The following is a 26,573-nucleotide window of genomic DNA, read 5'->3' as shown; positions in this document are numbered from 1 at the left end:
ATTCAGCCCTCACAAGTTTTAAGAAAAGAGTGGCAACAAAAGTGAAATATGCGACTATGAAAACTAATAAAAATGTAACACCAATTCAACGTATTAGCAGGGAGGCTGTAATGCAGTCATCATACTCAAAAGATGGTCAATTAGAGTTACTATGTCTTGATGTGCCATATGTTTCTGATCCTACGGAACTGTATTCAACATTATGCGCAAATCAAGCAATGAGCTTATTGCTTGAATCCGCTGAAGTAGATTCAAAACAAAATTTAAAAAGCTTAATGCTCATTGATGCTGCAGTACGAATTCATTGTTTTAATAAAGAAGTGGTTTTAGAAGCATTAACTCTTAATGGAGAGCATTTATTACTCTCGCTGTCTCATTCTCTCCCAGCGTCTCTCATTACTCAATCATCTCCGACAAACCTAACACTATACTTCCCTGACATAAAACAAGATCTGGATGAAGACAGTCGCTTACGTGAGCTTTCTTCTTTTGATGCACTGCGTATTATCCAGCATCAATTTGATTTAACCGGGCTGCCCTCTAATGCATTATTTTTAGGCGGTTTATTTGCCTATGATTTAGTGGCGAATTTCGAGAACCTTGGTAATGCAGAAACAACCAATAAGTGTCCTGACTATGTGTTTTATGTGGCGGAATCACTTTTGGTCATCGATCACCAAACCGAGTCTTCGGTACTTCAGGGCTCACTGTTTAATGCTGATGAGACTATCAAAACCAGTGTTTCTGCTCGACTTCTAGAAATAAAAGAATTTTGCTCAGAGCCACATACGGTTCCTGCGGCCCCAACACTAGAACGTTGTGACGCGATCCCAAGTGTGTCAGATGAAGATTTCTGTCAAACCGTATTAGATTTAAAAGAATTTGTTATTAAAGGCGATATTTTCCAAGTTGTACCTTCTCGTCGATTCACTCTTCCTTGTCCCGCGCCATTAGCGGCTTATCGTGAACTGAAAATTGGTAACCCAAGTCCTTATATGTTTTATCTGCAAGATCGCGATTTCACCCTGTTTGGTGCATCGCCTGAATCTGCATTGAAATACGGCAAAGAAACAAACCAAGTTGAGATTTACCCAATCGCAGGAACACGTCAACGTGGTAAAAACAACGATGGTTCTATCAACCATGATTTAGACAGCCGCATTGAATTAGAACTGCGTTGTGATACCAAAGAAAACGCAGAACACATGATGCTAGTTGATTTGGCTCGTAATGATGTGGCTCGTATTTCAGAAGCAGGCACTCGCTATGTGGCTGATTTATTAAAAGTCGACCGCTACAGCCATGTTATGCATCTGGTTTCTCGTGTTGTTGGTCAACTTCGAGGGGATCTTGATGCCCTTCATGCTTACCAAGCATGTATGAATATGGGGACATTAACGGGCGCTCCAAAGATCCGTGCTATGCAGCTCATTCGTGACGTAGAAAAAACACGCCGAGGCACTTATGGTGGCGCTGTTGGTTATTTAACAGGCGATGGCAACATGGATACTTGTATTGTTATTCGTTCAGCCTATGTTGAAGACGGTATCGCTCAAGTTCAAGCCGGAGCTGGCGTGGTGTATGACTCTGACCCACAAGCGGAAGCCGATGAAACTCGTGGTAAAGCCCAAGCAGTGATCTCTGCAATTCAAAAAGCACACTTAGCTCAACCAGTAAGCACTAAGGAGAAAAACTAATGGCTCATATTGTATTACTCGATAATTTCGACTCCTTTACTTATAACTTGGTTGATCAATTTCGCTCCCTTGGTTACCCAGTCACTATTTATCGAAATAGTTTGTCAGCCGTGGCTTTTGAAGAGGCGGTAAATAAACTAGAAAATCCGGTAGTTGTACTATCTCCAGGACCAGGCGCGCCATCCGAGGCAGGCTGTATGCCTGAAGTCATTAAACGCTTAAAAGGCAAAGTACCTATGATTGGGATTTGTCTTGGTCATCAAGCGATTGTAGAAGCGTATGATGGGACAGTTGCAGGTGCTGGTGAAATCGTTCATGGTAAATCTGCAATGATGAGCCATAACCAACACGCTATTTTTGATGGGTTACCAAATCCACTTTCTATTGCACGTTACCACTCTTTGGTGGCAACAAAGGTAACCGATAAATTAACCATTACCGCAACCGTTGATGATTTAGTCATGGCGGTGATCCAAGAAGAAGACAAAGTGTGTGGGTTCCAATTTCACCCTGAATCCATTTTAACGACGCAAGGCGCTGAGCTACTAATTAATACATTAAACTGGGCTTTAAATTTAGATTCAAGCCGTTCAGATAATAAAGAATAAGGATATTCGCATGACTCAAATTGAAGCCATTTTTACTAAATTATACGACCAAATTTCTCTTTCAGAAGCGGAAAGCCAAGTCCTTTTTGATGCAATAATTAAAGGTGAGTTAGATCCTATTCTACTTACCGCAGCCCTAACCTGTTTGAAAATAAAAGGCGAAACGCCTAACGAAATTGCAGGCGCAGCTAAAGCACTGCTTGATAATGCCAATGAATTTCCTCGCCCTGATTATGATTTCGCAGACATTGTTGGTACCGGTGGTGATGGTTCAAATACGATAAATATATCCACCACAGCAGCCTTTGTGGCAGCAGCCTGTGGATTAAAAATCGCAAAACACGGCAACCGTGGTGTATCAAGTAAATCAGGATCTTCTGACTTATTAGATTCATTTGGTATTAATTTAGCCATGTCAGCAGAAGACACACGAAAAGCGGTTGATGATTTAGGCGTTGCTTTCTTATTTGCGCCTCACTATCACGGTGGTGTTCGACACGCGATGCCAATTCGTCAAACCATGAAAACACGCACCATCTTTAATATTCTTGGTCCTTTAATCAACCCTGCTCGTCCAAACATTGAATTAATGGGCGTATACGATGAGTCTCTGGTTCGCCCTATCGCAGAAACCATGGTGAATATGGGAATGAAACGCGCAGCGGTTGTCTTTGGTTCTGGTTTAGATGAGGTTGCCATTCACGGCCCAACCACCGTTGCAGAAATTATTGATGGCGAGATCAAAGAGTACACATTAACGCCTGAAGATTTTGGTTTAGACACGCATCCGCTTGAATCAATTAAAGGCGGAGAGCCAGAAGAAAACAGAGCGATTATTACTGATATTCTGACAGGTAAGGGTACTGACGCTCAGCTGGGCGCTATTGCAGTTAATGTTTCACTATTAATGCGTCTGTTTGGTCATGAAGATTTAAAAGCCAATGCACAAAAAGCCATTGATGCGATGAACTCAGGTAAAGCATTTGAGCTAGTTCAACAACTGGCTGCACGAGGATAGAAAGATGACACAACAATTGTCTGAGCACATCTCAGTAGAAAATACCCAAATGGCTGAAGTGCTTGTAAAAATTGTCAAAGATAAAGCTATTTGGATAAATGAGCGTAAAGAAACACAGCCTCTTGATACCTTTAAGAATGGCCTAACTAGCTCTGATCGCAGTTTTTACCAAGCGTTAAAAACAGGCAAAACTGAGTTTATTCTGGAATGTAAAAAAGCATCGCCATCAAAAGGATTAATCCGACAAGATTTTGATCTTAACTACATTGCTTCAGTCTACAACAAACACGCCAGTGCTATTTCTGTGTTAACGGACGAAAAGTATTTCCAAGGCAGTTTTGATTTCTTACCCATTATTCGTGACCAAGTTAATCAGCCTATTCTGTGCAAAGATTTTATGATTGATGCATACCAAGTCTATTTAGCTCGCCATTACGGTGCAGATGCAATTCTACTCATGCTTTCAGTGCTTAACGATGAAGAATACAAAGAGCTTGCAGAAGTTGCTCATTCATTTGGCATGGGTGTACTCACTGAAGTCAGTAATGAAGAAGAGTTACACCGAGCGGTCGCATTAGAAGCGCAAGTGATCGGCATTAACAACCGTAATCTACGTGATTTATCCACTGATTTGAACCGCACTAAAGAGCTTGCACCGCTACTGCCAAAAGGCACAACCATTATTTCTGAGTCTGGTATCTATAACCATCAGCAAGTAAAAGATCTAGCAAAACACGCAACAGGCTTTTTAATTGGCAGCTCATTAATGGCAGAAGAAAACCTAGAACTAGCAGCACGAAAAGTGATTCTAGGTGAAAACAAAGTATGCGGCTTAACGTCTGTAGAAGATGCAAAAGCAGTTTATGACTCTGGTGCTGTGTATGGTGGATTAATCTTTGTTGAAAAATCACCGCGTTTTGTTTCATTAGAGACAGCAAAAGCCATCACTCAAGCAACCACGTTGAATTATGTAGGCGTTTTCCAAAACGATACAGTGTCTACTGTTGCACAACGAGCGAATGAACTATCTCTTGCGGTGGTTCAATTGCATGGCTCTGAAAGTGAAGAATACATTGCCGAGCTAAAACAACAGCTACCAAGTGGTTGCCAAGTGTGGAATGTTATTTCTGTGTCAGATGACGCACAAAGCATTTCCCTTCCTCAAAGTCTTGCTGATAAAGTGTTGGTAGATTGTAAAGTAGGCACTCAAACCGGCGGGACTGGCGTTAGTTTTGATTGGGATAAACTACCACATAACAACATTATGCTCGCCGGTGGTTTATCACTAGAAAATACCAAACAAGCAGCACAACTTGGTTGTTACGGATTAGATTTCAACTCTGGTGTCGAATCGGAACCAGGTAAAAAAGATCACAAAAAATTACGCGCCGTATTTAGCGCATTACGAGATTATTAAGGAAAATATCATGGCAAAATTAGATGCCTACTTCGGTGAATATGGTGGTCAATACGTTCCACAAATTTTAGTACCTGCATTGGACCAACTTGAGCAAGCCTTTATTGATGCTCAAGCAGATGAAGATTTCCGCGCTGAGTTTATGACGTTACTGCAAGAATACGCAGGTCGTCCTACTGCACTTACGCTTTGTCGTAACCTAACCAAGGGTACTAAAACTAAACTGTACCTAAAGCGTGAAGATTTACTGCACGGTGGCGCTCACAAAACTAACCAAGTATTAGGTCAAGCGCTGCTCGCTTTACGTATGGGTAAAAAAGAGATCATCGCTGAAACGGGGGCTGGCCAACACGGCGTTGCGACTGCTCTTGCTTGTGCTCTACTTGGCTTAAAATGTCGTGTTTACATGGGCGCTAAAGATATTGAACGTCAAAGCCCGAATGTATTCCGCATGGAATTAATGGGGGCGACAGTGATCCCTGTTCATTCAGGTTCATCAACGCTAAAAGACGCCTGTAATGAAGCACTACGTGACTGGTCTGCAACTTATGAAACTGCGCATTACCTATTAGGGACAGCAGCTGGCCCTCACCCATTCCCAACCATTGTTCGTGATTTCCAACGTATGATTGGCGAAGAAACAAAAATGCAGATCCTTGCTCGTGAAGGCCGTCTGCCTGACGCGGTTATTGCTTGTGTTGGTGGTGGTTCAAACGCCATTGGTATGTTTGCGGATTTCATTGAAGAAGAAAATGTAAGATTGATTGGTGTCGAACCAGCAGGTAAAGGCATTGATACCGACCAACATGGCGCGCCACTTAAGCATGGTAAAACGGGTATCTTCTTTGGTATGAAAGCGCCATTGATGCAAGATGAACATGGTCAAATTGAAGAATCTTACTCTGTCTCTGCTGGGCTTGATTTCCCATCGGTTGGTCCACAACACGCGCATTTGAATGCCATTGGCCGTGCTGAATATGGGTCAGTGACCGATGATGAAGCACTAGAAGCATTCCAAATCTTAGCAAAAGGCGAAGGTATTATTCCTGCATTAGAATCGTCTCACGCTCTGGCTTATGCACTTCAACTAGCGCATGCTGAGCCAGAAAAAGAACAGTTGTTAGTTGTTAACCTATCAGGCCGTGGTGACAAAGACATCTTCACTGTTCATGACATTTTAAAAGAAAAGGGAGAAATCTAATGGATCGTTATCAAGACCTCTTTGCTAAATTAGCAGACAAAAACCAAGGTGCCTTTGTTCCTTTTGTAACCATTGGCGATCCAAATCCTGAGCTGTCTTACCAGATCATGGAAACCTTAATTGAATCAGGTGCAGATGCACTTGAATTAGGGCTCCCATTTTCTGATCCCTTAGCGGATGGTCCAACAATTCAAGGTGCAAACATCCGTGCATTAAACAGTAAAACAACGCCTGTCGTATGTTTTGATTTAATCGCAAGGATCCGAGCTAAATACCCTGATACCCCAATTGGTCTATTGGTTTACGCTAACCTTGTGTTCGCAAATGGCATTGATACTTTCTACGCTAAATGCCAACAAGCCGGTGTGGATTCTGTTTTGATTGCAGATGTACCAACCAATGAGTCTGAAGAATTTAGAGCAAGTGCACTCAAGCATAATGTTCACCCTATCTTTATAGCTCCACCATCTGCATCAAATGAAACGTTAGAAACCGTTGCTAAATTAGGCGGCGGCTACACTTACCTTCTTTCTCGTGCTGGTGTTACCGGTGCAGAAACCAAAGCAGGCATGCCAGTTGCTCAACTATTAGAGCGCTTAAACCAATTTGATGCACCACCTGCTATCTTAGGCTTTGGTATTTCAGAACCATCTCAGGTAGAAGAAGCGATTAAAGCTGGTGCTGCGGGGGCAATTTCAGGCTCTGCAACCGTAAAAATCATTGAGCAACATCAACATAATCCAGCCGCTTTACTTGAGGCTCTTTCAACGTTTACTTCATCGATGAAAGCTGCAACACAAAAATAACATCTAACATCTTACCCCATCCCAAAAGAGCCTTCTGTAGGCTCTTTTTTTTTCTTCCAATTGTCCTTTGCAATTTTAATACGTTAAATATTAATTAGACTGAGCAAGCCACGGTCGTAATTAAACATGTAAATGCGCACAAAAAAGAAACAAACAACCTACAAAAACCGCATAACTTTAAACCCATTGTGCAACAGTGTTGCTAGATGTAAATTTTAAGTGTACAACACCCTCCAAGATATTTAACTAATAAATACATTTTTAACAAGGTGTACAAGTTGCACCTTGTTTAAAAAATAGAATAGAGGTAAATAAATTGTTACAGAAAAAAGGACTTCTCAACAATATTGGCGTTCAAGTCGTTATAGCCATGATCGTAGGTACCATGGTTGGTGCAACAATGGGCCAATCTGCCGCTATGTTTGCTCCATTAGGTACGATTTTCATTAACCTAATAAAAATGTTAGTGATCCCATTGGTTGCTGTTGCTTTAATCTCTGGTGCTGCTGGGCTAGGTAATAGCAGTAATGCAGGTAAAGTGGGTTTTACAACATTAAGTTATTTCGGAATCACTTCTGCACTGGCTGTTGCATTAGCTCTATTTATGGGCGAGGTTTTCGAACCTGGTAAGGGAATTGATGTTTCCGGTGTTGAAGGCATGTTCTCTTCTGCTTATGCAGCAAAAGGGGAGCTTCCAACGTTTTGGGCAACCATCACAGGCATGATCCCAACCAACGTTTTTCAATCACTAAATGAAGCAAACATTTTGCAAATTCTCGTTTTCTGCTTATTTTTTGGTATTGGTCTTTCTAAATTAGAAAAGAAACGCCGCGAACCAATGCTCAATGCAGTAAATGCTATTGTAGATGTCATGGTGTGGATGATTAACAAAGTAATGATCATTGCTCCAATAGGTGTCTTTGGTTTAATGGCAGAAGCTGTGGGTACGTTTGGGTTTGGCGCACTAATGGTGGTGTTTAAATTATTCATTGTTTATATCGCAGCTATTCTAATTTTTGGTTTTATTGCTTACCCACTAATGGTTGGCCTTCTAACCAAAACCTCTGCAAAGAAATTCCTGATTGCAATGAAGAAACCGCAAGCCGTTGCGCTATCAACCGCGTCTTCAATGGCAACCCTACCTGTGACGATGGAAACGGTTGAGAAAGACTTAGGTGTTCGTAACTCTACCGCATCATTTGTTCTGCCATTAGGCGCAACCATCAACATGTCTGGTAATGCAATTTACTACGGTCTAGTCGCTATCTTCTTTGCTCAACTGTTCAACATTGATCTGTCAATTGGGGCTTATGTAGCAATTATTGTGACATCAACACTGGGTGCTGTTGGTCAAGCAGGTGTTCCTGGTCCCTCTTTCCTAGTGGTTGCGGTACTACTTTCTGCTGGTATTCCAATCGAAGGTCTACCACTGCTATTCGCATTAGACCGAATCTTTGACATGATCCGTACTGCTCTCAATATTACCGGAGATGCAGCGTGTGCCGTAATTGTTGACTCAATGGTTGAAGACACAGTAGAAACAACGACAGAAAATAAAGAAGCGTAAATTCATTACGTCCGTACATCAAATATCGTTAAGCCGACTCACACTTGATCTTTCTCGTTGAAAGCGTATGAGTTGGCTTTTCTTTTTAGCCAATAGTACGCATAAAATGTAACAAGCAATTTTTAGCGATTCCCTCCCCTGTAAATTTTAGATACACTCGCTACATAATTAATTATTGGCTCAACCTATAAATATGAAACAGATTTTAGATTTTATCCCACTGATTATCTTTTTTACCCTGTACAAAATGTACGATATTTACACTGCAACAGGCGCACTTATCATAGCGACAGCGGTTCAACTTGTTTTGACTTATGTTCTTTATAAGAAAGTTGAAAAAATGCAGCTAATCACCTTTCTTATGGTGACCGTCTTTGGTGGCATGACGATCTTCTTACATGATGATAACTTCATAAAGTGGAAAGTAACCATCGTATACTGCGTCTTTGCGGCGGGTTTATTAGTCTCTCAAATTATAGGTAAACCTGTAATTAAAGGTATGCTAGGCAAAGAAGTGACGCTAACTGATCCTCAATGGAACAAGATCAACTACGCTTGGATCTTATTCTTCACAGTATGTGCAATTGCCAACTTATACGTGGCATTTGAAATGCCATTAGATGTATGGGTTAACTTTAAGGTATTTGGTTTACTTGGACTAACCTTCTTATATACTTTATTTACTGGTATGTACGTATATAAACATATGCCAAAAGAGAAAAAAGAAGAACAAGAGTAATCTTAATTTCCCTTTTTTATTCTTCATTTAGCCAAGAAATTATTTAAATCGTTGATTTTTAATCACCATAAATAAGACCTAATACTTAAAAAATAATCATAACCGTGCTGTTTTACAGCACGGTTTTTTTATATCTATTTTTTTGTGGTAAACTCAGCATAATTTCATTTTTAGCTGTATTGGAAATCAATTTGACAAGCCCATCATCTCTTGGACAAGCCCCTAAAGGCCAACTCCTTTTACGTACTCTTTCAATGCCAGCAGATACCAATGCCAATGGTGATATTTTTGGTGGATGGATTATGTCTCAGCTCGATTTAGCAGGCGGGATCCTAGCTAAAGAGATCTCTGGTGGACGTATTGTTACCGTCTCAGTTTCTAGTATTACCTTCAAAAAACCAGTAAAAGTAGGTGATGTAGTCTGTTGCTATGGCGAATGTGTAAAAATTGGTCGAACATCCATGACAATCAACCTTGAAGTATGGATTAAACCGGTAAAAGAGCACGGTGTAGGCGAACGTTTTATGGTCTGTGACGCCACATTTAACTATGTTGCGATTGATTCAAGCGGAAAACCGCGCCCAATTCCGAAAAGTGCGTAGTAATTACAATTTTTCTTATTAATTATCAAAAAGCTCTGGTTTATCGCTAGGGCTTTTTTTATGATGGCTCTATCAATGATGATAAAAAATAAAAGGATTCAACTATGTGGTATGTAATTTTTTCTCAAGATGTTGAAAATAGCTTAGAACGTCGTTTAAGTGTTCGAGAAAAACATCTAGAGCGCCTTACTCAACTGCAAAATGAAGGCCGTTTATTAGTCGCAGGGCCCATGCCTGCAATTGATTCTGAAAACCCAGGAAGTGCTGGATTTACAGGCTCAACAGTTATTGCAGAATTTGATTCTTTGGATGCTGCAAAAAAATGGGCTAACAATGACCCATATATTGATGCAGGGGTTTACGCTGATGTAATCGTAAAACCATTCAAAAAAGTACTTCCTGCTTAATATTAATGATATGAATTTATAGTAAATATAAGCTCAAAAACCATAAAGAACTATAATGAAAAAACTTATTTTGACAGCGTTAAGTGTCCTCATTCTTTCTGGATGTGCCTCTAACGAACAACAACAAGAAATAGAAATGCTTGCCGATTATCGTGCCAGTATCCTTGCGAGTTCACTTCCTTTAGAGATGGGCCCACTCACTCTAATTCAAGTAAAAGAAAAACAAGGAGTGGTTGAAATGATATTTTTAGATAGTGGTAATGGTGAGATTAGCACAAATCAAATCATTGAACAGAGCATTACAACTTACTGTGGAAGCAAAGAAATCCGCCCGGTGTTAAAAAAAGGTGTCGCTTACCGCTACCTTATTCGTAATGCTAGAGGTCAAAAACAGAATGATATTTTTGTTAATGAGCAGTCTTGTTTAGATCGTAAACCAACCGAAGAAGAGTAATACAAATAAAAAATGGTCTGATATTTACTCAAATATGAGGCCATTTAACTTGCCGTTTTAATGCCTTTTCCTCCTACTTGTAAACACTATACCTAAGTTATACCTACAACACTTCCCATGTAACATCCCTAAATATAACGAAACTTAATAGCTATTATCAAAAATTAACAAAATATTTAATGACAAGCTTAATAATAAGAGATATCGTTAATGAAAATGATTATCACTAACAGGACTTCATGACTATAACACACAAAGATTATTCTAAAATTGCCTTTCCATTCATTATATCAACTGTCACTCAACCTTTATTAGGTGCTGTTGATACTGCAGTTATTGGGCAAATGGGCATTGCTGAATTAATTGGCGGCGTGGCTATAGGCACCGTTATCATGAACACCATCTATTGGTTATTTGGCTTTTTTCGTGTCAGTACGACAGGACAAAGCGCAATAGCTTTAGGAAAAGGATGCCAATCGAGTTTAATAAATAGCTTAATGAGGCCATTTATTCTTTCTGCATCTGTCGGCTTCATCTTTATTATTTTCCAATCATTCATTTGGCAAGGAGCCCTTTGGGTAATATCTCCAGACCCCCTTGTTGCTGAGCAAGCTCATTTGTATTTTTGCATTCTAATTTATGGCGCCCCTTTCGTTCTAATAAACTATTCCATTATCGGATGGTTAATGGGGCAAGCAAAAGCAAAAGAGACCCTCTATACGCAGGTTTTTGGTAACCTGCTAAATATCGTGCTTGATGTTATCTTTGTTTTCTACTTTGATCTTGGTGTCGCTGGCGTCGCTTACGCTAGTTTAATTGCTCAAATCACAACCTTTATTATTGGAATAACCATCGTACTGAAAACAAGTAACATCTCTGTATCTGCATTTTTACAATCCACAAAGATCAATAAAAAAGAGTTATCTGCAATCGTATCATCTAACTCTGATTTATTAATTCGCACTGTCTGTATCTTAATATTTTTTAATATGATCGCCCGTACAGGCTCTCAACTTGGAACTGACGTTTTAGCAACTAATGCCATTTTAATGCAGATCACTTTTATTATTAGCTATATGTTTGATGGCATTGCTAATGCCTCAAGTGTATTTGCAGGAAAATCCGTAGGTCAAAAAGATCAAGCAATGTTCAACCAAGTAATAAAACTCAACGCTCAATGGACTGCAGGGTTCATTATTCTTCTTACATTACTAATTGTCATATTCAGAAATAGCCTTATTCTGCTATTTACCGATCAAATTGAACTTATAACGCTTTATCATACAATGGCACCTTGGCTTATTATATTTCCACTCGTCGCTGGATTTGGCTTAACTACTTACGGTATTTTTACAGGGACGGGGACAACTCGACCTGTTAGAGATTCAAGCCTAGCTACACTATTCTTATTTTTAGTGATGCTAATGTTCACTGTGAACTGGTGGGGAAATCATGGTCTTTGGTTTGCATTTACAGCCTTCTACCTTGGCCGAATTATGTTTTTATACCCATTTATTTATAAAATAAAACAGAAAGTCATTTAATTTAAATATACAAATAAAAAGCATATAACTTGATGGATCCTCAGTTTTAAACTAAGGGAGGCTCATTAAAATTAATTTGTTGTTAAATTACTCAGTTGTTAACTTTTTGCACTTTTCATTATCTTTTCAAAATGATATTATTGTTATGTTATAACATATCAATTTAAGAGTTAGTGTGAATTTACCTATAGTTTCAGTCAGTCAATTAAGTATCTCAACGCCTTCAAAAGTATTATTTAGCGATGTTACATTCGACGTATCCCGTGGAGAACTACTCGCAATAATGGGACCTTCTGGTATAGGTAAATCAATGTTATCTCGTGCTATCGCGGGTTTCACTGCAGATCCAATTCAAGTTAAAGGTTATATATCACTGTCTGGTCATGACGTATCTAATGTATCTTTATTACACAGAACAGCAGCCCAACGCCCTGCTTTTATATTTCAAGATGCTCTTCAAGCTCTTAATCCATTAGTATCTATTGAAGGTCAGTTATGTCTTTCATTAACAAGATCTCAAACAAAACCAAATAAAATAGAAAAAAAAACTCTCATTGAGCTTCTCAAGAAACTTGAATTTTCAGAACCTGATTTAATACTTCCTTTATATCCTAGTCAATTATCTGGAGGCCAACGCCAACGGATATGCATCGCAATAGGTCTTCTAAGTAAGGCTGAAATTCTGATCGCAGATGAACCGACGAGTGCGCTAGACCCTATAACAGAAAAAGAGATCCTAACGTTAATCCGTGAAAATGTTAAACAAAAACAACTTGCTGGAATATTAATTACTCACAATCTTAGTAGTGCTCTCGCTTGTGACAAATTACTAATTATTGATGACGGCGGTATGGTTGCGTATGGTCCACCTAGAGAAGCTTTAGAAAATAGTTCTCACTCTTTTTGTTGCTCATTAAAAGATCTTATCGCATGAATGACATGACAGCATCAATCCAATTTAATAATGTTTCACTTTATTATTACTCCCTACCTCGTTGGTTAGGAGGGAAGCCTTTTAAAGCCCTTCATAATATAAACTTATGCATTGAAGACAAAAGCTTAGCCATTGTTGGTCCTTCTGGATCAGGAAAATCTACTCTAATTGAATTATTGTTCGGATTACGTAAAGCCACGAACGGCGATATTATTCTCTTTGGGAATTCCTTACCAATAAACTCACCTAAAGTTCAAACTAACGTATGTAAGCACATGCAACTCATCCCACAAGAACCGCATACAAGTTTAAATCCTTACTACACTGTTTATCAGGTATTAAAGGAGCCTCTTTTAAATCTTAACGACAAAAGTAATCATGAAGTAAGAATTAAAGACGCTTTAAAAGACGTAGGTTTATCAAATAAACTATTACCATTAACTGCTGCTCAACTTTCAACAGGTCAAGCACAGCGAGTCGCGATTGCCCGAGCATTAGTGGTAAATCCATCCGTTCTTATTGCTGATGAACCAACGAGCAGTCTCGATCCTGTTAGTCGTCAAAAGATACTTGATTTATTAATGTCATTAAAATCACGCTTAGATATGCGCCTTGTATTAATTACCCATGACCTACAAGCTGCAAAAACATTATGCGAAGATATTTTAGTGTTAAATCATGGCGAAATTGCAGAGTTTGGCTCATCCCATCAAATAATGACAGCACCTAACCACCCTACTACTCAAGCACTGATTAATGCCCAATCTCTAATCATACCTAATCAACCAAATAACTAATGGAATAAAACATCATTATGCGTCTCTATACAATAAAGCTAGCTTGCATGCTTGCATTGACTCTACCTTTGACTGGTTGTTTTGATGTTAAAGTCGATGCTGATAAAGAAAACTCCGAATCAGTAATTAACATTGCCATGATGCAACCACCAAGAACAGGGCTATCTCCTTTATCTGATGATGCTTTCAAGTTATCTCGATGGAGTACAGCAGAAACACTGGTAAACTTAAATGCGCAATCTAACGCAGAGCCTATGCTAGCAACCGCATGGGAACAAATCGATCCCCTTACTTGGCATTTTACTGTCCGACAAGGTGTTACTTTTCATGATGGTTCAACATTAGATGCATTTGCAGTCACTCACTCTTTACAAAAAGCATTAGAAGCTGCGCCTAAACCTCGTATTCTTGATGGTATCGATTTAAAAATAAAAGCGCTAAACGATTCTACTGTCGAGATTAATACCACTTTTAACGATCCACTTTTACCAAACCGTCTATCAAGCCCTCAATTAGCGATTCTAGCGTCAGATGCTTATAAAGAAAATGGACAAGTCATTCCTACAGGAATGGGCACAGGCCCATTTGAACTAGTGAATATTAATGGCAGTACAAGTGCTGAACTTCGTCGCTTCAATGGCTACTGGGGAGAAAAAGCTCAAATAGATGTCGTTCATGTAGAGTATGTTCCAAACGGTTTTTCTCGTGCAGCCGCTCTACGCACAGGTACCGCAGATATTGTTGAAGCTGTTCCTGTATCACAAATAGCCACAATTGATTCTGAACTACTTCATGAAGTTGCGATGCCAAGAACAAATACGCTCTACTTAAATAACCAATCAAAAGTTTTCAGCCAAATAGCACTACGTAAAACCGCTGCAGCAGCGATCAATAGACAACAAATAGTCGAAATGGTTTATGAAAATCATGCAGATATCGCTCAAGGCTTATTTGGACCAGCACTGGCTTGGGCCGCACCACTTCGACCAGAAGCACCGCTTTTAGATAAAAACCTAAAAGCTAACGGAGAAACCATTGTCATTGGTACTTTCACTGACCGTGCAGAGCTTCCCGAGGTCGCAGCAATTTTAAAGCAGCAATTTGAAGCGGTCGGTTTTAACGTTAAGCTTGATATCCGTGAGTATGCTCAGATTGAAAATGATGCTTTAGCGGGTAAATTTGATGCCTTTATTCTTTCTCGTGCAACAGTACTTGATTCGGGTGATCCTGTGGCTTATATGATGAGTGATTTTGGATGCCAAGGTTCATATAACCTTGGACTGTATTGCTCTAAAGACGTTGATAGCGCGCTTTATCATGCTGATTTACAATCTTTAGGGGCGAAACGACAACAAGCTATTATTGAGGCTGAACAAAAAATATTAAATGATTACGCCGCTATCCCTCTACTCCATGAACGCGTAATTCAAGGCGAAAGTAAAAGGGTAAATAATGTAATTCGTGATCCTAGTGAACGTCGTTTAATTAACCAACAAACACAGGTTAACTAAAGTACATGTTTTCTGTTTCAACGATACGCTCTGTATTATCTATATTAGTACCTTGGTTATCCCGACTAGTCTCACTTACTGCTGTGGTGATTTTAGTCGGGTTAATACCTGAAATTGCGGGTATAGATCCAAGTCAATCTATTCTTAGAGCACGTTCTGGACAACAGCAACTATTAACGGCTGAATCTTTACAAGCTGTACGAACAGATCTTCAACTTCATCGTAGTGCATTTGAACGGTTAATTGATTGGTTTTCCGGATTAATAAAAGGGGATTTAGGGGTATCTTGGATAGACGGATCTTCCGTGACATCTTCTATTCAAAAGGCACTATCTACTTCTCTATTTTTAATGTCTACTGCATTAATATTGACGTTTATACTTTGCAGTATGGCTTTAATCAGGATGCTAAGGCTCTGGAAAAAAGGAACACTAAAAAGTAACCACCACTCTTTAAGCATTGTTTTTATATCATTGCCTGAATATGTTATTGCTTCTTTACTCATTCTATTTTTTTCTATTTGGCTTGGTTGGTTCCCGCCTTATGGCTGGCAAAGTTGGCAAAATATTTGGTTACCAAGCTTAGCTCTTGCTTTACCTGCAAGTGGATTATTCAGTCGCTTATTACACGACAGCCTACTCCGTGTGTTTAATGAACCGTGGATAACGACTTGGTTAAGTGCAAATGTACACACAAACCAAATAATCCGTTTTGCTCTTAAAAAAGCACTCAGTAGCCTAATCCCTCAAATTTCAATGATTATCATAGGGATCACCGGCGGAGCGGTTGCAGTAGAACAAATTTTTTCAATTCCGGGAATTGGACAGCTCATTCTTAGTGCAACAAAAGCACAAGATCTACCCATTCTTCAGGGCGGCTTATTAGTACTATTGTTTTTATCTATTATGATCAGTAGTTTTGGGCTTCTATTACAACAGTTAATCTTAGGTCATAGTCTTAAAAGTGGGAAATTAATTAGTAGTCATTCATCATTCCAATTGACTAAAAGTGCACCTAAGCGAATGATCGCATTTAGTATTTTATCATTTCTATTACTCATTGCTGTTTGGGCACTATTTAGAGATCCTTACTCAAGTCAATTTTCTCGTTTAGCCTCTCCTAACATACACATCCCATTAGGAGCTGATGGCATAGGTCGAGATTTATTGGCTCGAATTGGCGCGGGCATGATATCAACGTTTCAAGCTGGAATTTTAGCTACATTTCTAAGCTTATTAACTGGCATTGTCATGGGGTTTAATACGCGATGGACTCAAGGACTTATTGAAGTCACTAAAGGGGTGCCGTATATCGTGGCTGGCTTATTAGTCGCAGGCATTTCAGGTATGAATGCGAACAGTGCACTCATCGCTATTGTTTTAGTGTCATGGGCCCCGCTGGCAGCACATTGCTCAAGCTTAATCGTCGAAGCTAAAGCTCAACCCTATACTCATTTAGCACCTACTTGGGGCACAAATAAGTTAACGATTTTCCGTTTCTACTTATTGCCTTATGTCCTGCCTCCGTTATTAAGACATACTCTATTAAAATTTCCTGTCATTACATTAAGCTTAACCTCTTTAAGTTTTATTGGGTTAGGGGCAAAACCACCAGAATCAGAATGGGGATTAATGATAGCAGAGAACCTTCCTTATATAGAGAGAGCACCTCTGGGTGTTTTAGGGCCGATTTTTGGACTTATTCTTATGGGAATTGCCATTAATTTACTGTTCGATGATTAATAAAAGCCCCCTTATCGCAAAGGGGGCTTCTTTATATCAAATTCAAGTTTAGCGAGTAAAACGCATCACTTTTAAGCCGCTTTCAGGATTAATATCTGCAAACTCTGGCGGGTTATCTAAACGCTCTACAAACTTCAATTCAGGTGCTTCTTCAGCCATACCATCAATCAGGAAATCTGTAGACACTGCTGGTGAATTTACGCACGCCAACACTTCGCCAGTCTCACTTAATAAATCAGGTAAACGACGTAAGATCTTCTGATAATCTTTGGTCAGTGCAAAGCTGCCTTTTTGGAAACTAGGTGGATCAATGATGATCAAATCATACAAGCCCAGTTTCTTAATCTTGCCCCAAGACTTAAAAATATCATGACCTAAGAATTTTACTTTTGATAAATCATGTTCGTTTAAACGGTGATTATCACGACCACGACTCAACGGCCCTTTTGCCATATCTAAATTAACCACTTGAGTCGCACCACCCGCTATAGCAGCAACAGAAAAACCACACGTATACGCAAACAGGTTTAACACCGATTTACCTTCGCTGTGTGCTTGAACCCATTTTCGACCATAGCGCATATCTAAAAATAGCCCCATGTTCTGGTTTTTTTTAAGCTCTAGCTGATATTTTAATCCGTTCTCTACCGCTACAGGGAAGGTTTCTTCACTGCCCCACACCACTTGCGTTGGTGCTAATTCTTGATAACGATGTTGCAATAAAATAGCTTGGCCTTTAGCGTTTTTCCATACGTCTGAACTGGCAAATGCGTTCAGCTTTGATTCTAGAGCGTCAACAAAAGTAGGAGCTTGCTCTTTAAATAGCGCCACCACTAGTTGACCTTGAGCCCCTTGATTTTGAGGAGCTTGACCTTGAAGCCAATCAACCGTGAGTTGTTCTAAGCCTTCAAAACATTGACCACGACCATGGAATAAACGACGAAGCTCATTCTGTGGTGTTGCTAGCTGTGCTTCTAAGTGAGTAAATAACGTATCTAATGCTTCTATCTTCATGATTTCTTCTTAATCTCTGGCCAAGTTAATGTCCACGGTGTTTGCCACTGCGCTAATCCTGCTTGAATGGTGTCATCTTGCCACTCTTCACCTTGCTTTGGTGTTTCAACAAATTCAAACGCTTGCTCTTGATAAGTAAAGCGTAAAGCATATGCATGAAGATAACCGCGATCTGCTTTAGATGAGCTATAAATTGAATCGCCTAGAATACCCGAGCCTACGCTTTTTAACGCCACTCGAATTTGGTGTGTTTTCCCTGTATGCGGTTTACATAAAAACAGACGATTGCCATTATGGGCTGCCGTTGAGAAAAACTGAGTAATCGCAGGGTTTTCTTTACTGTTGATTAGCTTCCATGACGCTCTACGTGAACGCTCCATATCGCCAATAACCAGACCTTGTTTTTTCTTAGGCTTTTTATCACCAATAGCAAGATAGTATTTTTCAACTAAACGCTTTGCGAACAATTGTGATAATTCACTTGCAGCCGACTGATTACGACCAATAAGCAATAATCCTGATGTCATTTTATCTAAACGATGGATTAAATAAAGCTGCTTATCTCCCGTAACTTTAGCGAGTTCAATCAATAATGAGGTTTCACCATCGTCTTTATGAACACTGATGTTTGGGTGCTTATTTATAACAAGAAAATCTGAATTTTGATAAAGGATATCGAACATTGGCGCTCCTAAAATTGAGCGCAGAGTATAACGAGGATGGTATCTCAATTCCAATAAAAACGCCGATCAGATGATCGGCGTTGAGTTATTATTTGTAATTAAAGAGGCTTACTTATGACGTTCTTTCAATTTATTGATCACATCATCGAACGATAGACCTTGATCTTGAAGCAGAACAAACAAGTGATACATTAAATCTGCTGATTCACACACTAGCTCCGCCTTGTCACCCGACGTCGCTGCAAGCGCGACTTCAACGCCTTCTTCGCCAACTTTCTGCGAAATACGTTTGGTGCCACGGGCATAGAGACTTGCTGTGTAAGATGAGTCAGGATCAGCATTCTTACGTTCGGCAAGTAGCTGTTCCAACTGATGAAGCCACACCAATTGTGTTTCTTCAGTTTTATCACCATCCCAACAAGTGGTTGTTCCTGTGTGGCACGTTGGGCCCACTGGATTAACTTTAATAAGCAGAGTATCGTTATCGCAATCTAATGAGATATTAACTAGATTTAAACTGTTCCCCGACTCTTCACCTTTGGTCCATAGACGATTTTTAGTACGAGAAAAAAACGTGACTTTTTCTGTCTCTAGCGTTTTCGCCAATGCTTCTTGGTTCATGTAACCCATCATCAATACTTGGCTTGAACCAAAATCTTGAATAATAGCAGGCACTAAACCATCCACTTTTTCCCAATCAATTCGTGTTGCTAATTCTTGTTGGCTCATCGGCGTACCTCTACATCCTGTTCGGCTAAATATTCTTTTAACTCACCAATATTGATGATTTGTTTGTGAAATACTGACGCTGCTAACGCACCATCAACATTGGTTTTCTTATAAGCATCCGCAAAGTGAACCATTTCACCGGCACCGCCTGATGCAATTAATGGCACATGACACACTTCTCGTACCATTTTCAATTGTTCTAAATCGTAACCATTACGCACGCCATCTTGGTTCATCATGTTTAATACGATTTCGCCTGCTCCGCGTTTTTGAACTTCTTGCACCCAATCTTTGGTTTCCCATTTGGTTGCTTTGGTGCGTTCTTCATCGCCGGTAAATTGATAAACTTGGTATTTACCCGTTTCTTTATCAAAGTAAGAATCAATACCTACCACGATACACTGAACACCAAATTTATCGGCAAGCTCTGTGATCAACTCTGGATTCGCTAATGCAGGTGAGTTAATTGATACTTTGTCAGCACCAAACTCTAAAATCTTCGCCGCATCTTCTGCCGTTTTAATTCCACCTGCCACACAGAATGGAATATCAATCACCTCTGCGACGCGTGCGACCCAACTTTTATCTACTACACGACCATCACTTGATGCAGTGATATCATAAAATACCAACTCATCCGCGCCCTCTTCTGCGTAACGCTGTGCCAGAGGGACAATATCACCAATAATTTCATGGTTACGAAATTGAACGCCTTTTACTACTTGCCCATCTTTAACATCAAGACAAGGAACTATTCGCTTTGCCAACATTGGAATGCCTCCTCTGCGGTGAACTTGCCATCAAGTAATGCTCGACCAACAATGACACCAGCAACACCAGAGCCTTTCAGCGCGGCGATATCATTCAGTGACCCTATGCCGCCAGAAGATTGGAATTGCACTTGTGGGTATTGTTTACATAGGTCTACGTAGAGTTCTACATTCGAGCCTTGCAACGTGCCATCGCGTGAGATATCAGTACACAATACATGCTTAAGGCCAACCGTTAGATAATCTTCAAGCAATGCTTCAATCGTTACACCTGAATCTTCTTGCCAGCCTGAAATAGCAACGTTACGAGTGCCGTTTTCATCAATGTTGATATCTAGCGCTAATACGATTTTTTCTGCGCCGTATTTTTCCATCCAACCTTTGACTAATTCTGGCTGCTTTACTGCTGTCGAACCTACAACTACACGTTGCGCACCAGCGTTTAATAAATCTTGAACGTCTGCTTCATTACGTACCCCACCACCAATTTGAATATTAGCAGGGGTGCTTGCTAATAAACGTGCGATCAAATCCAATTGACGCGCTGTCGTGTCTTTTGCGCCAGTTAAATCAACAAGGTGCAACCAATTTGCACCCGCTTGGTGATACAAATTGAACTGTTCAGCCGGATCAACTTTGTATTCTGTTACTTGCCCGTAGTCGCCTTGAAATAGACGAACTACTTGGCCTTCAATTAAATCTAATGCTGGAATGATCATAAATATCCTTTTACGCCTCACTCTACTGTGAGTTCCTAATTTTTATTTACGCTATCAAATACTGTACTTTCTGAGTAATAGAGTTCAGATCGCTTCGCTTGAAGAATTCAGAAAATCCGCTTTGGTATTAATAATACCCTCACCTTCCTCTGAATTCTGCAAGGGAGCTTGCGACCGATCTGAACTCTTTCTTTTACAACTCCAAAAAGTTCTGAATAAGCTTTGAACCCACTTTACTTGAACGCTCTGGGTGAAACTGAACACCGTAATAATTACCCACTTGTAATGCGGCGGTAAAGGGTTGTCCATAGTCACAAGAGGCAATCGTATAATCACCCACTTGCATGCCAAAGCTGTGTACGAAGTAAAAGTAACTGTTCTCTGGAATGTCTTTAAAGAGTGGATTACCTTCAACGGGTTTAATCGTATTCCACCCCATGTGAGGCAGTGGTAAATCACCCGTTTGAAGCTTACGAACTTCACCGTCACATAAGCCTAAACAATCCACAATTTGATCTGCTTTTTGGCCTTTCTCTTCAGAAAGCTTACCCAAAAGTTGCATACCTAAACAGATACCCAATAGCGGTTTTTCAACTTGCTTAACCAACTTAATGAGATCACGTTCAGCCAAGTTCTTCATCGCTTCGCTTGCTGTGCCAACGCCCGGTAAAAACAGCTTATCTGCCGCTAATACCACTTGTGGATCTCTGCTTATCGTAACGTCATAACCCAAACGCTCAATAGCAAATCTCACTGACGATACGTTAGAACAGCCTGTATCAATAATAACGACATTTTGCTTTGTCATAGTCACTCCTACAATACGCCTTTTGAGCTTGGCAGTTCATTACCTTCCACTTTAATCGCTTGGCGTAATGTACGGCCGAACGCTTTAAATAGGCTTTCAATAATGTGGTGATCATTATGACCAGCAGAAGAAAGGTGTAATGTACAAGCAAGGGTATCCGTTAATGAACGGAAGAAGTGAACCACCATTTCTGTTGATAAATCCCCCACTTGATCACGACTAAATTCCGCATCAAATTTCAGATATGGGCGACCAGATAAATCCAGTGCACACTGCGCTAAACATTCATCCATTGGTAAGCTAAAACCAAAACGACCAATACCACGCTTATCACCCAAGGCTTCTTTTAACGCTTCGCCTAGTGCTAGAGCCGTATCTTCAATGGTGTGGTGATCATCAATGTGCAAGTCACCCTCGACATTGATCTTCATTTGGAAGCCACCGTGCGTAGCAATTTGATCAAGCATGTGATCAAAGAAACCAAGACCGGTTGAGATTGTATTGCCACCTTGCTCATCCAAATTAACAAACACTTTAATGTCTGTTTCTTTAGTTGTGCGGATAACTTCTGCAGTTCGTGCATTTACCGTAAGATCTTTTAAGATCGTAGGCCAATTCATTGTCTCGGGGTGATATTGAATACCACGGATTGCCATGTTCTCAGCCAGTTGAAGATCCGTTTGGCGATCACCAATCACAACCGAGTGTTGAAAATCCACTTTTCCACCTTGAAGGTATTCTTTTACCATGCCCAATTTAGGTTTACGGCATGAGCAATTGTCTTCTTCAAAGTGAGGACAGATCAGAACATCATCAAATTTAACGCCTTGAGATTCAAAAAACTCCATCATCATATTGTGTGGCGCATCGAACTCATCTTGCGGATAGCTATCTGTCCCTAAACCATCTTGGTTCGTCACCATCACTAAACGGTAACCCGCTTCTTGAAGAGACAATAGAGAAGGAATAACCAGAGGCTCAAATTTTAGCTTATCTAAACGGTCTACTTGAAAATCGACAGGCGGCTCAACAATTAAGGTGCCATCACGGTCAATAAATAAAATCTTTTGTTGTTTGCTCACAGGAACGTCCTTTTAATTTTTCTAATTCTATTATTGATAGCCCCAAGCCTTATTCCTAAGTTTGGGGATAACATTAAATTAATTGGTTACGAATAAAGCTTACTGTTTTTTCACACTCTTCGCGGTTGCCAACACTAATACGCACACAATCTTTAATTGGTGAATTACGTAAAATAATGCCGTGATCCCACGCGGCTTTAAACACTGCATCGCCATCAGGGAACTGCACTAATAAATAGTTACCCCAACCTTCATGAACAGTAACTCCATTCAATACCATTAATCCTGCGTGCAAATAAGCTCGGTTAGCGCTTAAATCAAGCATTTGGTATTTCATGCGAGCTAAACCTGCTTCAGATAACGCTTGAGTTGCAATATCAGCTACAGGAACGGGGACTGGATATGGTGCAATCACTTTAAGTAATACATTAATCAGTTCTTCATTTGCTAATGTAAAACCACAACGTAAGCCAGCCAATGCAAAGGCTTTTGACAACGTACGCAAAATAGCTAGGTGCGGATAATCAGCAAGTAAATCAACGGTTGAGACTTCCAAACAGAAATCAATATACGCCTCGTCCATCACCACAATGGCACGATCTTTTGTCATCTCTAATAAAGACAAAATATCTTTACGGTTAATCACATTGCCAGTTGGGTTATTTGGACTGCATACAAAGACCAGTTTTACATTATCTAAATTTTGCTCAATTGATGGTAAATCCAATTGCCAATCAGAGGTCAGCGGAACCGTTTTTGTCTCTACACCAATGGTTTCTGCACTGATTGAGTACATACCATAGGTTGGTGGGCAATATAAAATTGCATCTTCATTTGGCTCACAGAACGCACGAACTAATAATTCAATTCCTTCATCAGCACCACGAGATGTTAGCACTTGCTCTGGTTTTACTTTTGCATAAGCCGCATAAGCATTGATCAACTCTGGTGGCTGACATTCACTGTAACGGTTAAGGCGTGCAAAATTGAATTTGTATTCATTATCAAATGGAGATTCATTGGCGTTTAACCACACATCCCCTGTACCACCGATTCGACGGGCAGAGAGGTAAGGCGTTAATGCTTGCACTTGTTTTCTGGCTAACTTTTCCATCATGAATTCCTATTGATTCGTTTCTAGCTGATTGGCTTTTAGCTGATCTTTTTCTAGCTTAGCTAGTTTTTCAACTCGGATGGTAACCGCTCGCTTATGAGCATCAAGCCCTTCTGCTTCTGCCATTGTGACTACCGTTGGTGCTAATCCTTTTAAACCATTCGCCGTCAATTCTTGTACTGTCATACGCTTAGAAAAATCAGCAAGACCAAGACTTGAATAGGTTCTGGTATAACCATAAGTCGGCAATACATGGTTAGTTCCCGACGCATAATCTCCTGCTGATTCTGGAGAATATTCACCTAAGAAAATAGAACCTGCGTTATCTAACAATGGTAATAATTCACGTGGATTTTTAGTTTGAACAATTAAGTGCTCAGGACCATAAAAGTTTGATATTGAAACACATTGCGTTAATGATTCAGCAATAATCAACAAACTAGAGCCTAGCGCTTGGCGAGCGATATCCGCACGAGTCAGTTCTTTTAATTGCTTTTCGATGGCATCAGCCACTTGATCTGCAATGATTGGCGATGGCGTTACTAAGATAACTTGTGAATCAGGTCCGTGTTCAGCTTGACTAAGAAGATCGGCCGCAATAAAGTCTGGATCAGCCGTTTCATCCGCAATAACCAAGACTTCAGAAGGTCCCGCAGGCATATCAATAGCAGCACCACGGAAATCATTGGATACTTGGCGTTTTGCTTCAGTGACGTATGCGTTACCTGGGCCAAAGATCTTATCCACTTTAGAGACAGATTCAGTACCATACGCCATAGCTGCAATCGCTTGTGCGCCACCAATGTTATACACCTCATCGACTTTACATAGCTTAGCAACGTATAAGATCTCATCAGCAATCGGCGGTGGCGAACAAAGTACCACTTTATGACAACCTGCAATCTGTGCAGGAATACCTAACATCAACACTGTTGAAGGTAATGGCGCACTACCACCCGGAATATACAAGCCAACTTTATTCACTGGCATCGTGATTTGTTCACATACGACACCAGGTTGAGTTTCAACTTTGATTGGTTGAGGCTTTTGTGCTTTATGAAACTTAGAAATATTGCTATAAGCTTGTTGTAGTGCCGCTTTCATCTTTTCAGATAAGCGCTCACTCGCTGCTTCAATTTCTGCTGCTGAAACGCGAATAGAATCAGGTTTAACCCTATCAAACTTTTCAGTTAACGCTAACACGCCAGCATCGCCGTCTTGCTTCACCGTATTTATCACACTGGTTACAGCAGCCGTTATATTAGCGCCTTCTGTAATTGCAGGACGTTGAAGCACCGTATCTTGTTGTGAGTCGCTTAATGATTGCCAAACTAAGGTTTTCATAATGGTTACTCCATCATCTTCTCAATTGGCAATACAAGAATTGAACTTGCACCCAATGCTTTTAGTTGTTCCATTGTTTCCCAGAATAGATTTTCAGTACTCACTAGGTGAACAGCCACTTTCGCTCCATCACTTGATAAAGGAAGTACCGTTGGATCTTCCGCACCCGGTAGTAATGATTTAATCGCTTCTAACTTATTAGTTGGCGCGTGTAGCATGATGTATTTAGATTCTTTCGCTTGAATACAACCTTGCATACGTGTAAGTAGCTTATTAATCAATGCTGCTTTATCCGCATCGAACTCTCCTTCACGTTGAATTAGCGTGGCTTTAGAGCGGAAAATCACTTCAACTTCTTTTAAGCCATTTGCCTCAAGGGTTGCACCTGTTGATACTAGATCGGCAATTGCATCAGATAAACCAGCTCGCGGAGCAACTTCAACTGAACCATTTAAGATACAGGTTGAGAATGGGATATTTTGCTCATCCATAAAGCTTTTAAGTAATTGTGGGTAGGTTGTTGCAATACGTTTACCTGCTAGATCTTGTGGTCCGTTATAAACAGCATCTTTATCAATCGCGATAGACAGACGGCAACCCCCAAAGTCTAAACGACGTAATGTTGTAAATGCTGAAGGCTCGCCTAATGCCTTACGCTCTAGACGTACTTCTTCTAATTCGTTTTCGCCAATAACACCTAAGTCAACAACGCCATCCATGATAAGACTTGGAATATCATCATCACGAACCAACAATAAATCAATCGGCATATTTTCAGAATGAACCACTAGGCGCTCACCTGAGATGTTAAATTTCATACCACAGCGCTTAAACAGCTCTTGGCACTCTTTAGACAAACGTCCTTTCTTTTGAATTGCGATGCGTAAACGTTGTGCTGACATAATCTCTTCCTTGTAAAAATGTAATTCTAAATTTGTTGTGGTTATCTGTTACTAATTTTGGTCATAAAACGAAAAAACCCTCAGAAGTTTTACCTTCCGAGGGTTTGAAATTTTATTCATCGGAAGGTAATTCTAATTGCCTTCCGGATATAACGTATCCTCCCGAAAGACTACTCAGGATGGTGATGGTGATGAATGTTCAGACCTTGAATACGCATAATAATAAACCTTTAAGTAACAAATTGATTTTGTTTTTAACCTTGTAAATACATTATCAAACTGTGGTTTTATTTCAACAAAAAAGAACAATTATTTTAAAGAAAGTTTTGATGTCATAAAAAGTTTAATAAATACTCTTATATCT

At 40.0% G+C, this 26,573-nt stretch carries 26 protein-coding genes and 1 other annotated feature; of the genes, 16 read left to right on the top strand and 10 right to left on the bottom strand.

The features are described 5' to 3' along the window. Positions 1 to 110 precede the first annotated feature (110 nt). The 16 genes from A6E03_RS12695 (at position 111) to A6E03_RS12620 (ending at position 17,044) form a co-directional block, all read left to right on the top strand. On the top strand, positions 111 to 1,697 hold the full coding sequence (locus A6E03_RS12695) for an anthranilate synthase component 1 (protein WP_083201861.1): 1,587 nt from the start codon (positions 111 to 113) through the stop codon (positions 1,695 to 1,697). Beyond that, a complete protein-coding gene (locus A6E03_RS12690; RefSeq protein ID WP_065600985.1) occupies positions 1,697 to 2,305 on the top strand; it encodes an aminodeoxychorismate/anthranilate synthase component II in 609 nt (202 codons plus the stop codon). Before A6E03_RS12695 ends, A6E03_RS12690 begins: the two co-directional genes overlap by 1 nt. 10 nt (positions 2,306 to 2,315) lie before the next feature. Continuing rightward, positions 2,316 to 3,323: an anthranilate phosphoribosyltransferase gene (trpD, locus tag A6E03_RS12685; RefSeq protein ID WP_065591647.1), complete on the top strand. Its 1,008-nt coding sequence runs from the start codon at positions 2,316 to 2,318 to the stop codon at positions 3,321 to 3,323. Between the two features lie 4 nt (positions 3,324 to 3,327). Beyond that, positions 3,328 to 4,740 carry a bifunctional indole-3-glycerol-phosphate synthase TrpC/phosphoribosylanthranilate isomerase TrpF gene (gene trpCF, locus A6E03_RS12680; protein ID WP_065600984.1) on the top strand — a complete coding sequence of 471 codons (1,413 nt, stop codon included), beginning with the start codon at positions 3,328 to 3,330 and terminating at the stop codon, positions 4,738 to 4,740. Between the two features lie 10 nt (positions 4,741 to 4,750). Then, positions 4,751 to 5,941, top strand: a complete 1,191-nt coding sequence (gene trpB / locus A6E03_RS12675; RefSeq protein WP_065591645.1) for a tryptophan synthase subunit beta — start codon at positions 4,751 to 4,753, stop codon at positions 5,939 to 5,941. Continuing rightward, positions 5,941 to 6,747, top strand: coding sequence for a tryptophan synthase subunit alpha (gene trpA, locus A6E03_RS12670; RefSeq protein WP_065600983.1), 807 nt, complete (start codon positions 5,941 to 5,943; stop codon positions 6,745 to 6,747). The genes trpB and trpA overlap by 1 nt, the downstream gene beginning before the upstream one ends. A 316-nt stretch (positions 6,748 to 7,063) precedes the next feature. Further along, entirely contained in the window at positions 7,064 to 8,314 is a 1,251-nt protein-coding gene (locus A6E03_RS12665) for a dicarboxylate/amino acid:cation symporter (RefSeq protein WP_141677276.1), read from the top strand. A 193-nt stretch (positions 8,315 to 8,507) separates the two neighbouring features. Then, positions 8,508 to 9,053 (top strand): septation protein A, encoded by a 546-nt coding sequence (locus A6E03_RS12660; protein ID WP_065591642.1) that lies wholly within the window; start codon positions 8,508 to 8,510, stop codon positions 9,051 to 9,053. A 191-nt stretch (positions 9,054 to 9,244) separates the two neighbouring features. Next, positions 9,245 to 9,655, top strand: a complete 411-nt coding sequence (yciA, locus tag A6E03_RS12655; RefSeq protein WP_141676875.1) for an acyl-CoA thioester hydrolase YciA — start codon at positions 9,245 to 9,247, stop codon at positions 9,653 to 9,655. A 104-nt stretch (positions 9,656 to 9,759) separates the two neighbouring features. Then, entirely contained in the window at positions 9,760 to 10,062 is a 303-nt protein-coding gene (locus A6E03_RS12650; RefSeq protein ID WP_065591641.1) for a YciI family protein, read from the top strand. A 55-nt stretch (positions 10,063 to 10,117) separates the two neighbouring features. Continuing rightward, entirely contained in the window at positions 10,118 to 10,516 is a 399-nt protein-coding gene (locus A6E03_RS12645; protein ID WP_065591640.1) for a GspS/AspS pilotin family protein, read from the top strand. 239 nt (positions 10,517 to 10,755) lie between these two features. After that, positions 10,756 to 12,060 carry an MATE family efflux transporter gene (locus tag A6E03_RS12640; protein WP_065600981.1) on the top strand — a complete coding sequence of 435 codons (1,305 nt, stop codon included), beginning with the start codon at positions 10,756 to 10,758 and terminating at the stop codon, positions 12,058 to 12,060. 175 nt (positions 12,061 to 12,235) lie between these two features. Continuing rightward, entirely contained in the window at positions 12,236 to 12,994 is a 759-nt protein-coding gene (locus A6E03_RS12635) for an ATP-binding cassette domain-containing protein (RefSeq protein ID WP_065591638.1), read from the top strand. Next, a complete protein-coding gene (locus tag A6E03_RS12630) occupies positions 12,991 to 13,791 on the top strand; it encodes an ABC transporter ATP-binding protein (RefSeq protein ID WP_065600980.1) in 801 nt (266 codons plus the stop codon). Before A6E03_RS12635 ends, A6E03_RS12630 begins: the two co-directional genes overlap by 4 nt. Positions 13,792 to 13,808: 17 nt before the next feature. Next, complete coding sequence (locus A6E03_RS12625) at positions 13,809 to 15,302, top strand: ABC transporter substrate-binding protein (protein ID WP_065600979.1); 1,494 nt, start codon at positions 13,809 to 13,811, stop codon at positions 15,300 to 15,302. A gap of 5 nt (positions 15,303 to 15,307) precedes the next feature. Next, positions 15,308 to 17,044 (top strand): ABC transporter permease subunit, encoded by a 1,737-nt coding sequence (locus A6E03_RS12620; RefSeq protein ID WP_065600978.1) that lies wholly within the window; start codon positions 15,308 to 15,310, stop codon positions 17,042 to 17,044. Positions 17,045 to 17,092: 48 nt separating this feature from the next. On the opposite strand, the gene A6E03_RS12615 is transcribed toward A6E03_RS12620, so the two are convergent. From A6E03_RS12615 to hisG, 10 genes are all read right to left on the bottom strand, one after another. Next, positions 17,093 to 18,058 (bottom strand): class I SAM-dependent methyltransferase, encoded by a 966-nt coding sequence (locus tag A6E03_RS12615; RefSeq protein ID WP_065591634.1) that lies wholly within the window; start codon positions 18,056 to 18,058, stop codon positions 17,093 to 17,095. Further along, complete coding sequence (locus A6E03_RS12610; RefSeq protein WP_065600977.1) at positions 18,055 to 18,741, bottom strand: TIGR01621 family pseudouridine synthase; 687 nt, start codon at positions 18,739 to 18,741, stop codon at positions 18,055 to 18,057. Before A6E03_RS12610 ends, A6E03_RS12615 begins: the two co-directional genes overlap by 4 nt. A 108-nt stretch (positions 18,742 to 18,849) precedes the next feature. Then, the gene (gene hisIE / locus A6E03_RS12605) at positions 18,850 to 19,470 is read right to left on the bottom strand and encodes a bifunctional phosphoribosyl-AMP cyclohydrolase/phosphoribosyl-ATP diphosphatase HisIE (RefSeq protein ID WP_065591632.1); all 621 of its coding nucleotides are present in this window, start codon (positions 19,468 to 19,470) and stop codon (positions 18,850 to 18,852) included. After that, positions 19,467 to 20,240 carry an imidazole glycerol phosphate synthase subunit HisF gene (gene hisF, locus A6E03_RS12600; protein WP_045101759.1) on the bottom strand — a complete coding sequence of 258 codons (774 nt, stop codon included), beginning with the start codon at positions 20,238 to 20,240 and terminating at the stop codon, positions 19,467 to 19,469. Before hisF ends, hisIE begins: the two co-directional genes overlap by 4 nt. Then, positions 20,222 to 20,959, bottom strand: a complete 738-nt coding sequence (gene hisA / locus A6E03_RS12595; RefSeq protein ID WP_065591631.1) for a 1-(5-phosphoribosyl)-5-[(5-phosphoribosylamino)methylideneamino]imidazole-4-carboxamide isomerase — start codon at positions 20,957 to 20,959, stop codon at positions 20,222 to 20,224. The genes hisF and hisA overlap by 19 nt, the downstream gene beginning before the upstream one ends. Before the next feature lie 193 nt (positions 20,960 to 21,152). Next, complete coding sequence (gene hisH, locus A6E03_RS12590; RefSeq protein WP_065600976.1) at positions 21,153 to 21,767, bottom strand: imidazole glycerol phosphate synthase subunit HisH; 615 nt, start codon at positions 21,765 to 21,767, stop codon at positions 21,153 to 21,155. 8 nt (positions 21,768 to 21,775) lie between these two features. Next, on the bottom strand, positions 21,776 to 22,849 hold the full coding sequence (gene hisB, locus A6E03_RS12585) for a bifunctional histidinol-phosphatase/imidazoleglycerol-phosphate dehydratase HisB (protein WP_065591629.1): 1,074 nt from the start codon (positions 22,847 to 22,849) through the stop codon (positions 21,776 to 21,778). 73 nt (positions 22,850 to 22,922) lie between these two features. Further along, positions 22,923 to 23,963: a histidinol-phosphate transaminase gene (gene hisC / locus A6E03_RS12580; protein WP_065591628.1), complete on the bottom strand. Its 1,041-nt coding sequence runs from the start codon at positions 23,961 to 23,963 to the stop codon at positions 22,923 to 22,925. Positions 23,964 to 23,972: 9 nt separating this feature from the next. After that, positions 23,973 to 25,307 (bottom strand): histidinol dehydrogenase, encoded by a 1,335-nt coding sequence (gene hisD, locus A6E03_RS12575; protein WP_065591627.1) that lies wholly within the window; start codon positions 25,305 to 25,307, stop codon positions 23,973 to 23,975. A gap of 5 nt (positions 25,308 to 25,312) precedes the next feature. Beyond that, positions 25,313 to 26,209, bottom strand: coding sequence for an ATP phosphoribosyltransferase (gene hisG / locus A6E03_RS12570; RefSeq protein WP_065591626.1), 897 nt, complete (start codon positions 26,207 to 26,209; stop codon positions 25,313 to 25,315). A 71-nt stretch (positions 26,210 to 26,280) separates the two neighbouring features. Further along, positions 26,281 to 26,404, bottom strand: a sequence feature (His leader region). Between the last annotated feature and the right edge of the window lie 169 nt (positions 26,405 to 26,573).

It is taken from the genome of Aliivibrio sp. 1S128 (assembly GCF_001691065.1).
Taxonomy (GTDB): Bacteria; Pseudomonadota; Gammaproteobacteria; order Enterobacterales; family Vibrionaceae; genus Aliivibrio.
The sequence above is the reverse complement of the archived record's forward strand: the minus strand, read 5'-3'. Positions and strand labels throughout refer to the sequence as shown.

Bases quoted from the DNA above. Each gene is read 5' to 3' on its own strand.
- trpCF (WP_065600984.1), top strand. From the start codon at position 3,328: ATGACACAACAATTGTCTGAGCACATCTCAGTAGAAAATACCCAAATG.
- hisA (WP_065591631.1), bottom strand. From the start codon at position 20,959: ATGATCATTCCAGCATTAGATTTAATTGAAGGCCAAGTAGTTCGTCTA.
- hisIE (WP_065591632.1), bottom strand. From the start codon at position 19,470: ATGAGCCAACAAGAATTAGCAACACGAATTGATTGGGAAAAAGTGGAT.
- trpB (WP_065591645.1), top strand. From the start codon at position 4,751: ATGGCAAAATTAGATGCCTACTTCGGTGAATATGGTGGTCAATACGTT.
- hisF (WP_045101759.1), bottom strand. From the start codon at position 20,240: ATGTTGGCAAAGCGAATAGTTCCTTGTCTTGATGTTAAAGATGGGCAA.
- A6E03_RS12645 (WP_065591640.1), top strand. From the start codon at position 10,118: ATGAAAAAACTTATTTTGACAGCGTTAAGTGTCCTCATTCTTTCTGGA.
- A6E03_RS12625 (WP_065600979.1), top strand. From the start codon at position 13,809: ATGCGTCTCTATACAATAAAGCTAGCTTGCATGCTTGCATTGACTCTA.
- A6E03_RS12620 (WP_065600978.1), top strand. From the start codon at position 15,308: ATGTTTTCTGTTTCAACGATACGCTCTGTATTATCTATATTAGTACCT.
- A6E03_RS12695 (WP_083201861.1), top strand. From the start codon at position 111: ATGCAGTCATCATACTCAAAAGATGGTCAATTAGAGTTACTATGTCTT.
- hisH (WP_065600976.1), bottom strand. From the start codon at position 21,767: ATGACAAAGCAAAATGTCGTTATTATTGATACAGGCTGTTCTAACGTA.
- hisC (WP_065591628.1), bottom strand. From the start codon at position 23,963: ATGGAAAAGTTAGCCAGAAAACAAGTGCAAGCATTAACGCCTTACCTC.
- A6E03_RS12610 (WP_065600977.1), bottom strand. From the start codon at position 18,741: ATGTTCGATATCCTTTATCAAAATTCAGATTTTCTTGTTATAAATAAG.
- A6E03_RS12615 (WP_065591634.1), bottom strand. From the start codon at position 18,058: ATGAAGATAGAAGCATTAGATACGTTATTTACTCACTTAGAAGCACAG.
- A6E03_RS12640 (WP_065600981.1), top strand. From the start codon at position 10,756: ATGACTATAACACACAAAGATTATTCTAAAATTGCCTTTCCATTCATT.
- A6E03_RS12630 (WP_065600980.1), top strand. From the start codon at position 12,991: ATGAATGACATGACAGCATCAATCCAATTTAATAATGTTTCACTTTAT.
- hisD (WP_065591627.1), bottom strand. From the start codon at position 25,307: ATGAAAACCTTAGTTTGGCAATCATTAAGCGACTCACAACAAGATACG.
- A6E03_RS12660 (WP_065591642.1), top strand. From the start codon at position 8,508: ATGAAACAGATTTTAGATTTTATCCCACTGATTATCTTTTTTACCCTG.
- trpD (WP_065591647.1), top strand. From the start codon at position 2,316: ATGACTCAAATTGAAGCCATTTTTACTAAATTATACGACCAAATTTCT.
- A6E03_RS12650 (WP_065591641.1), top strand. From the start codon at position 9,760: ATGTGGTATGTAATTTTTTCTCAAGATGTTGAAAATAGCTTAGAACGT.
- A6E03_RS12690 (WP_065600985.1), top strand. From the start codon at position 1,697: ATGGCTCATATTGTATTACTCGATAATTTCGACTCCTTTACTTATAAC.
- hisG (WP_065591626.1), bottom strand. From the start codon at position 26,209: ATGTCAGCACAACGTTTACGCATCGCAATTCAAAAGAAAGGACGTTTG.
- trpA (WP_065600983.1), top strand. From the start codon at position 5,941: ATGGATCGTTATCAAGACCTCTTTGCTAAATTAGCAGACAAAAACCAA.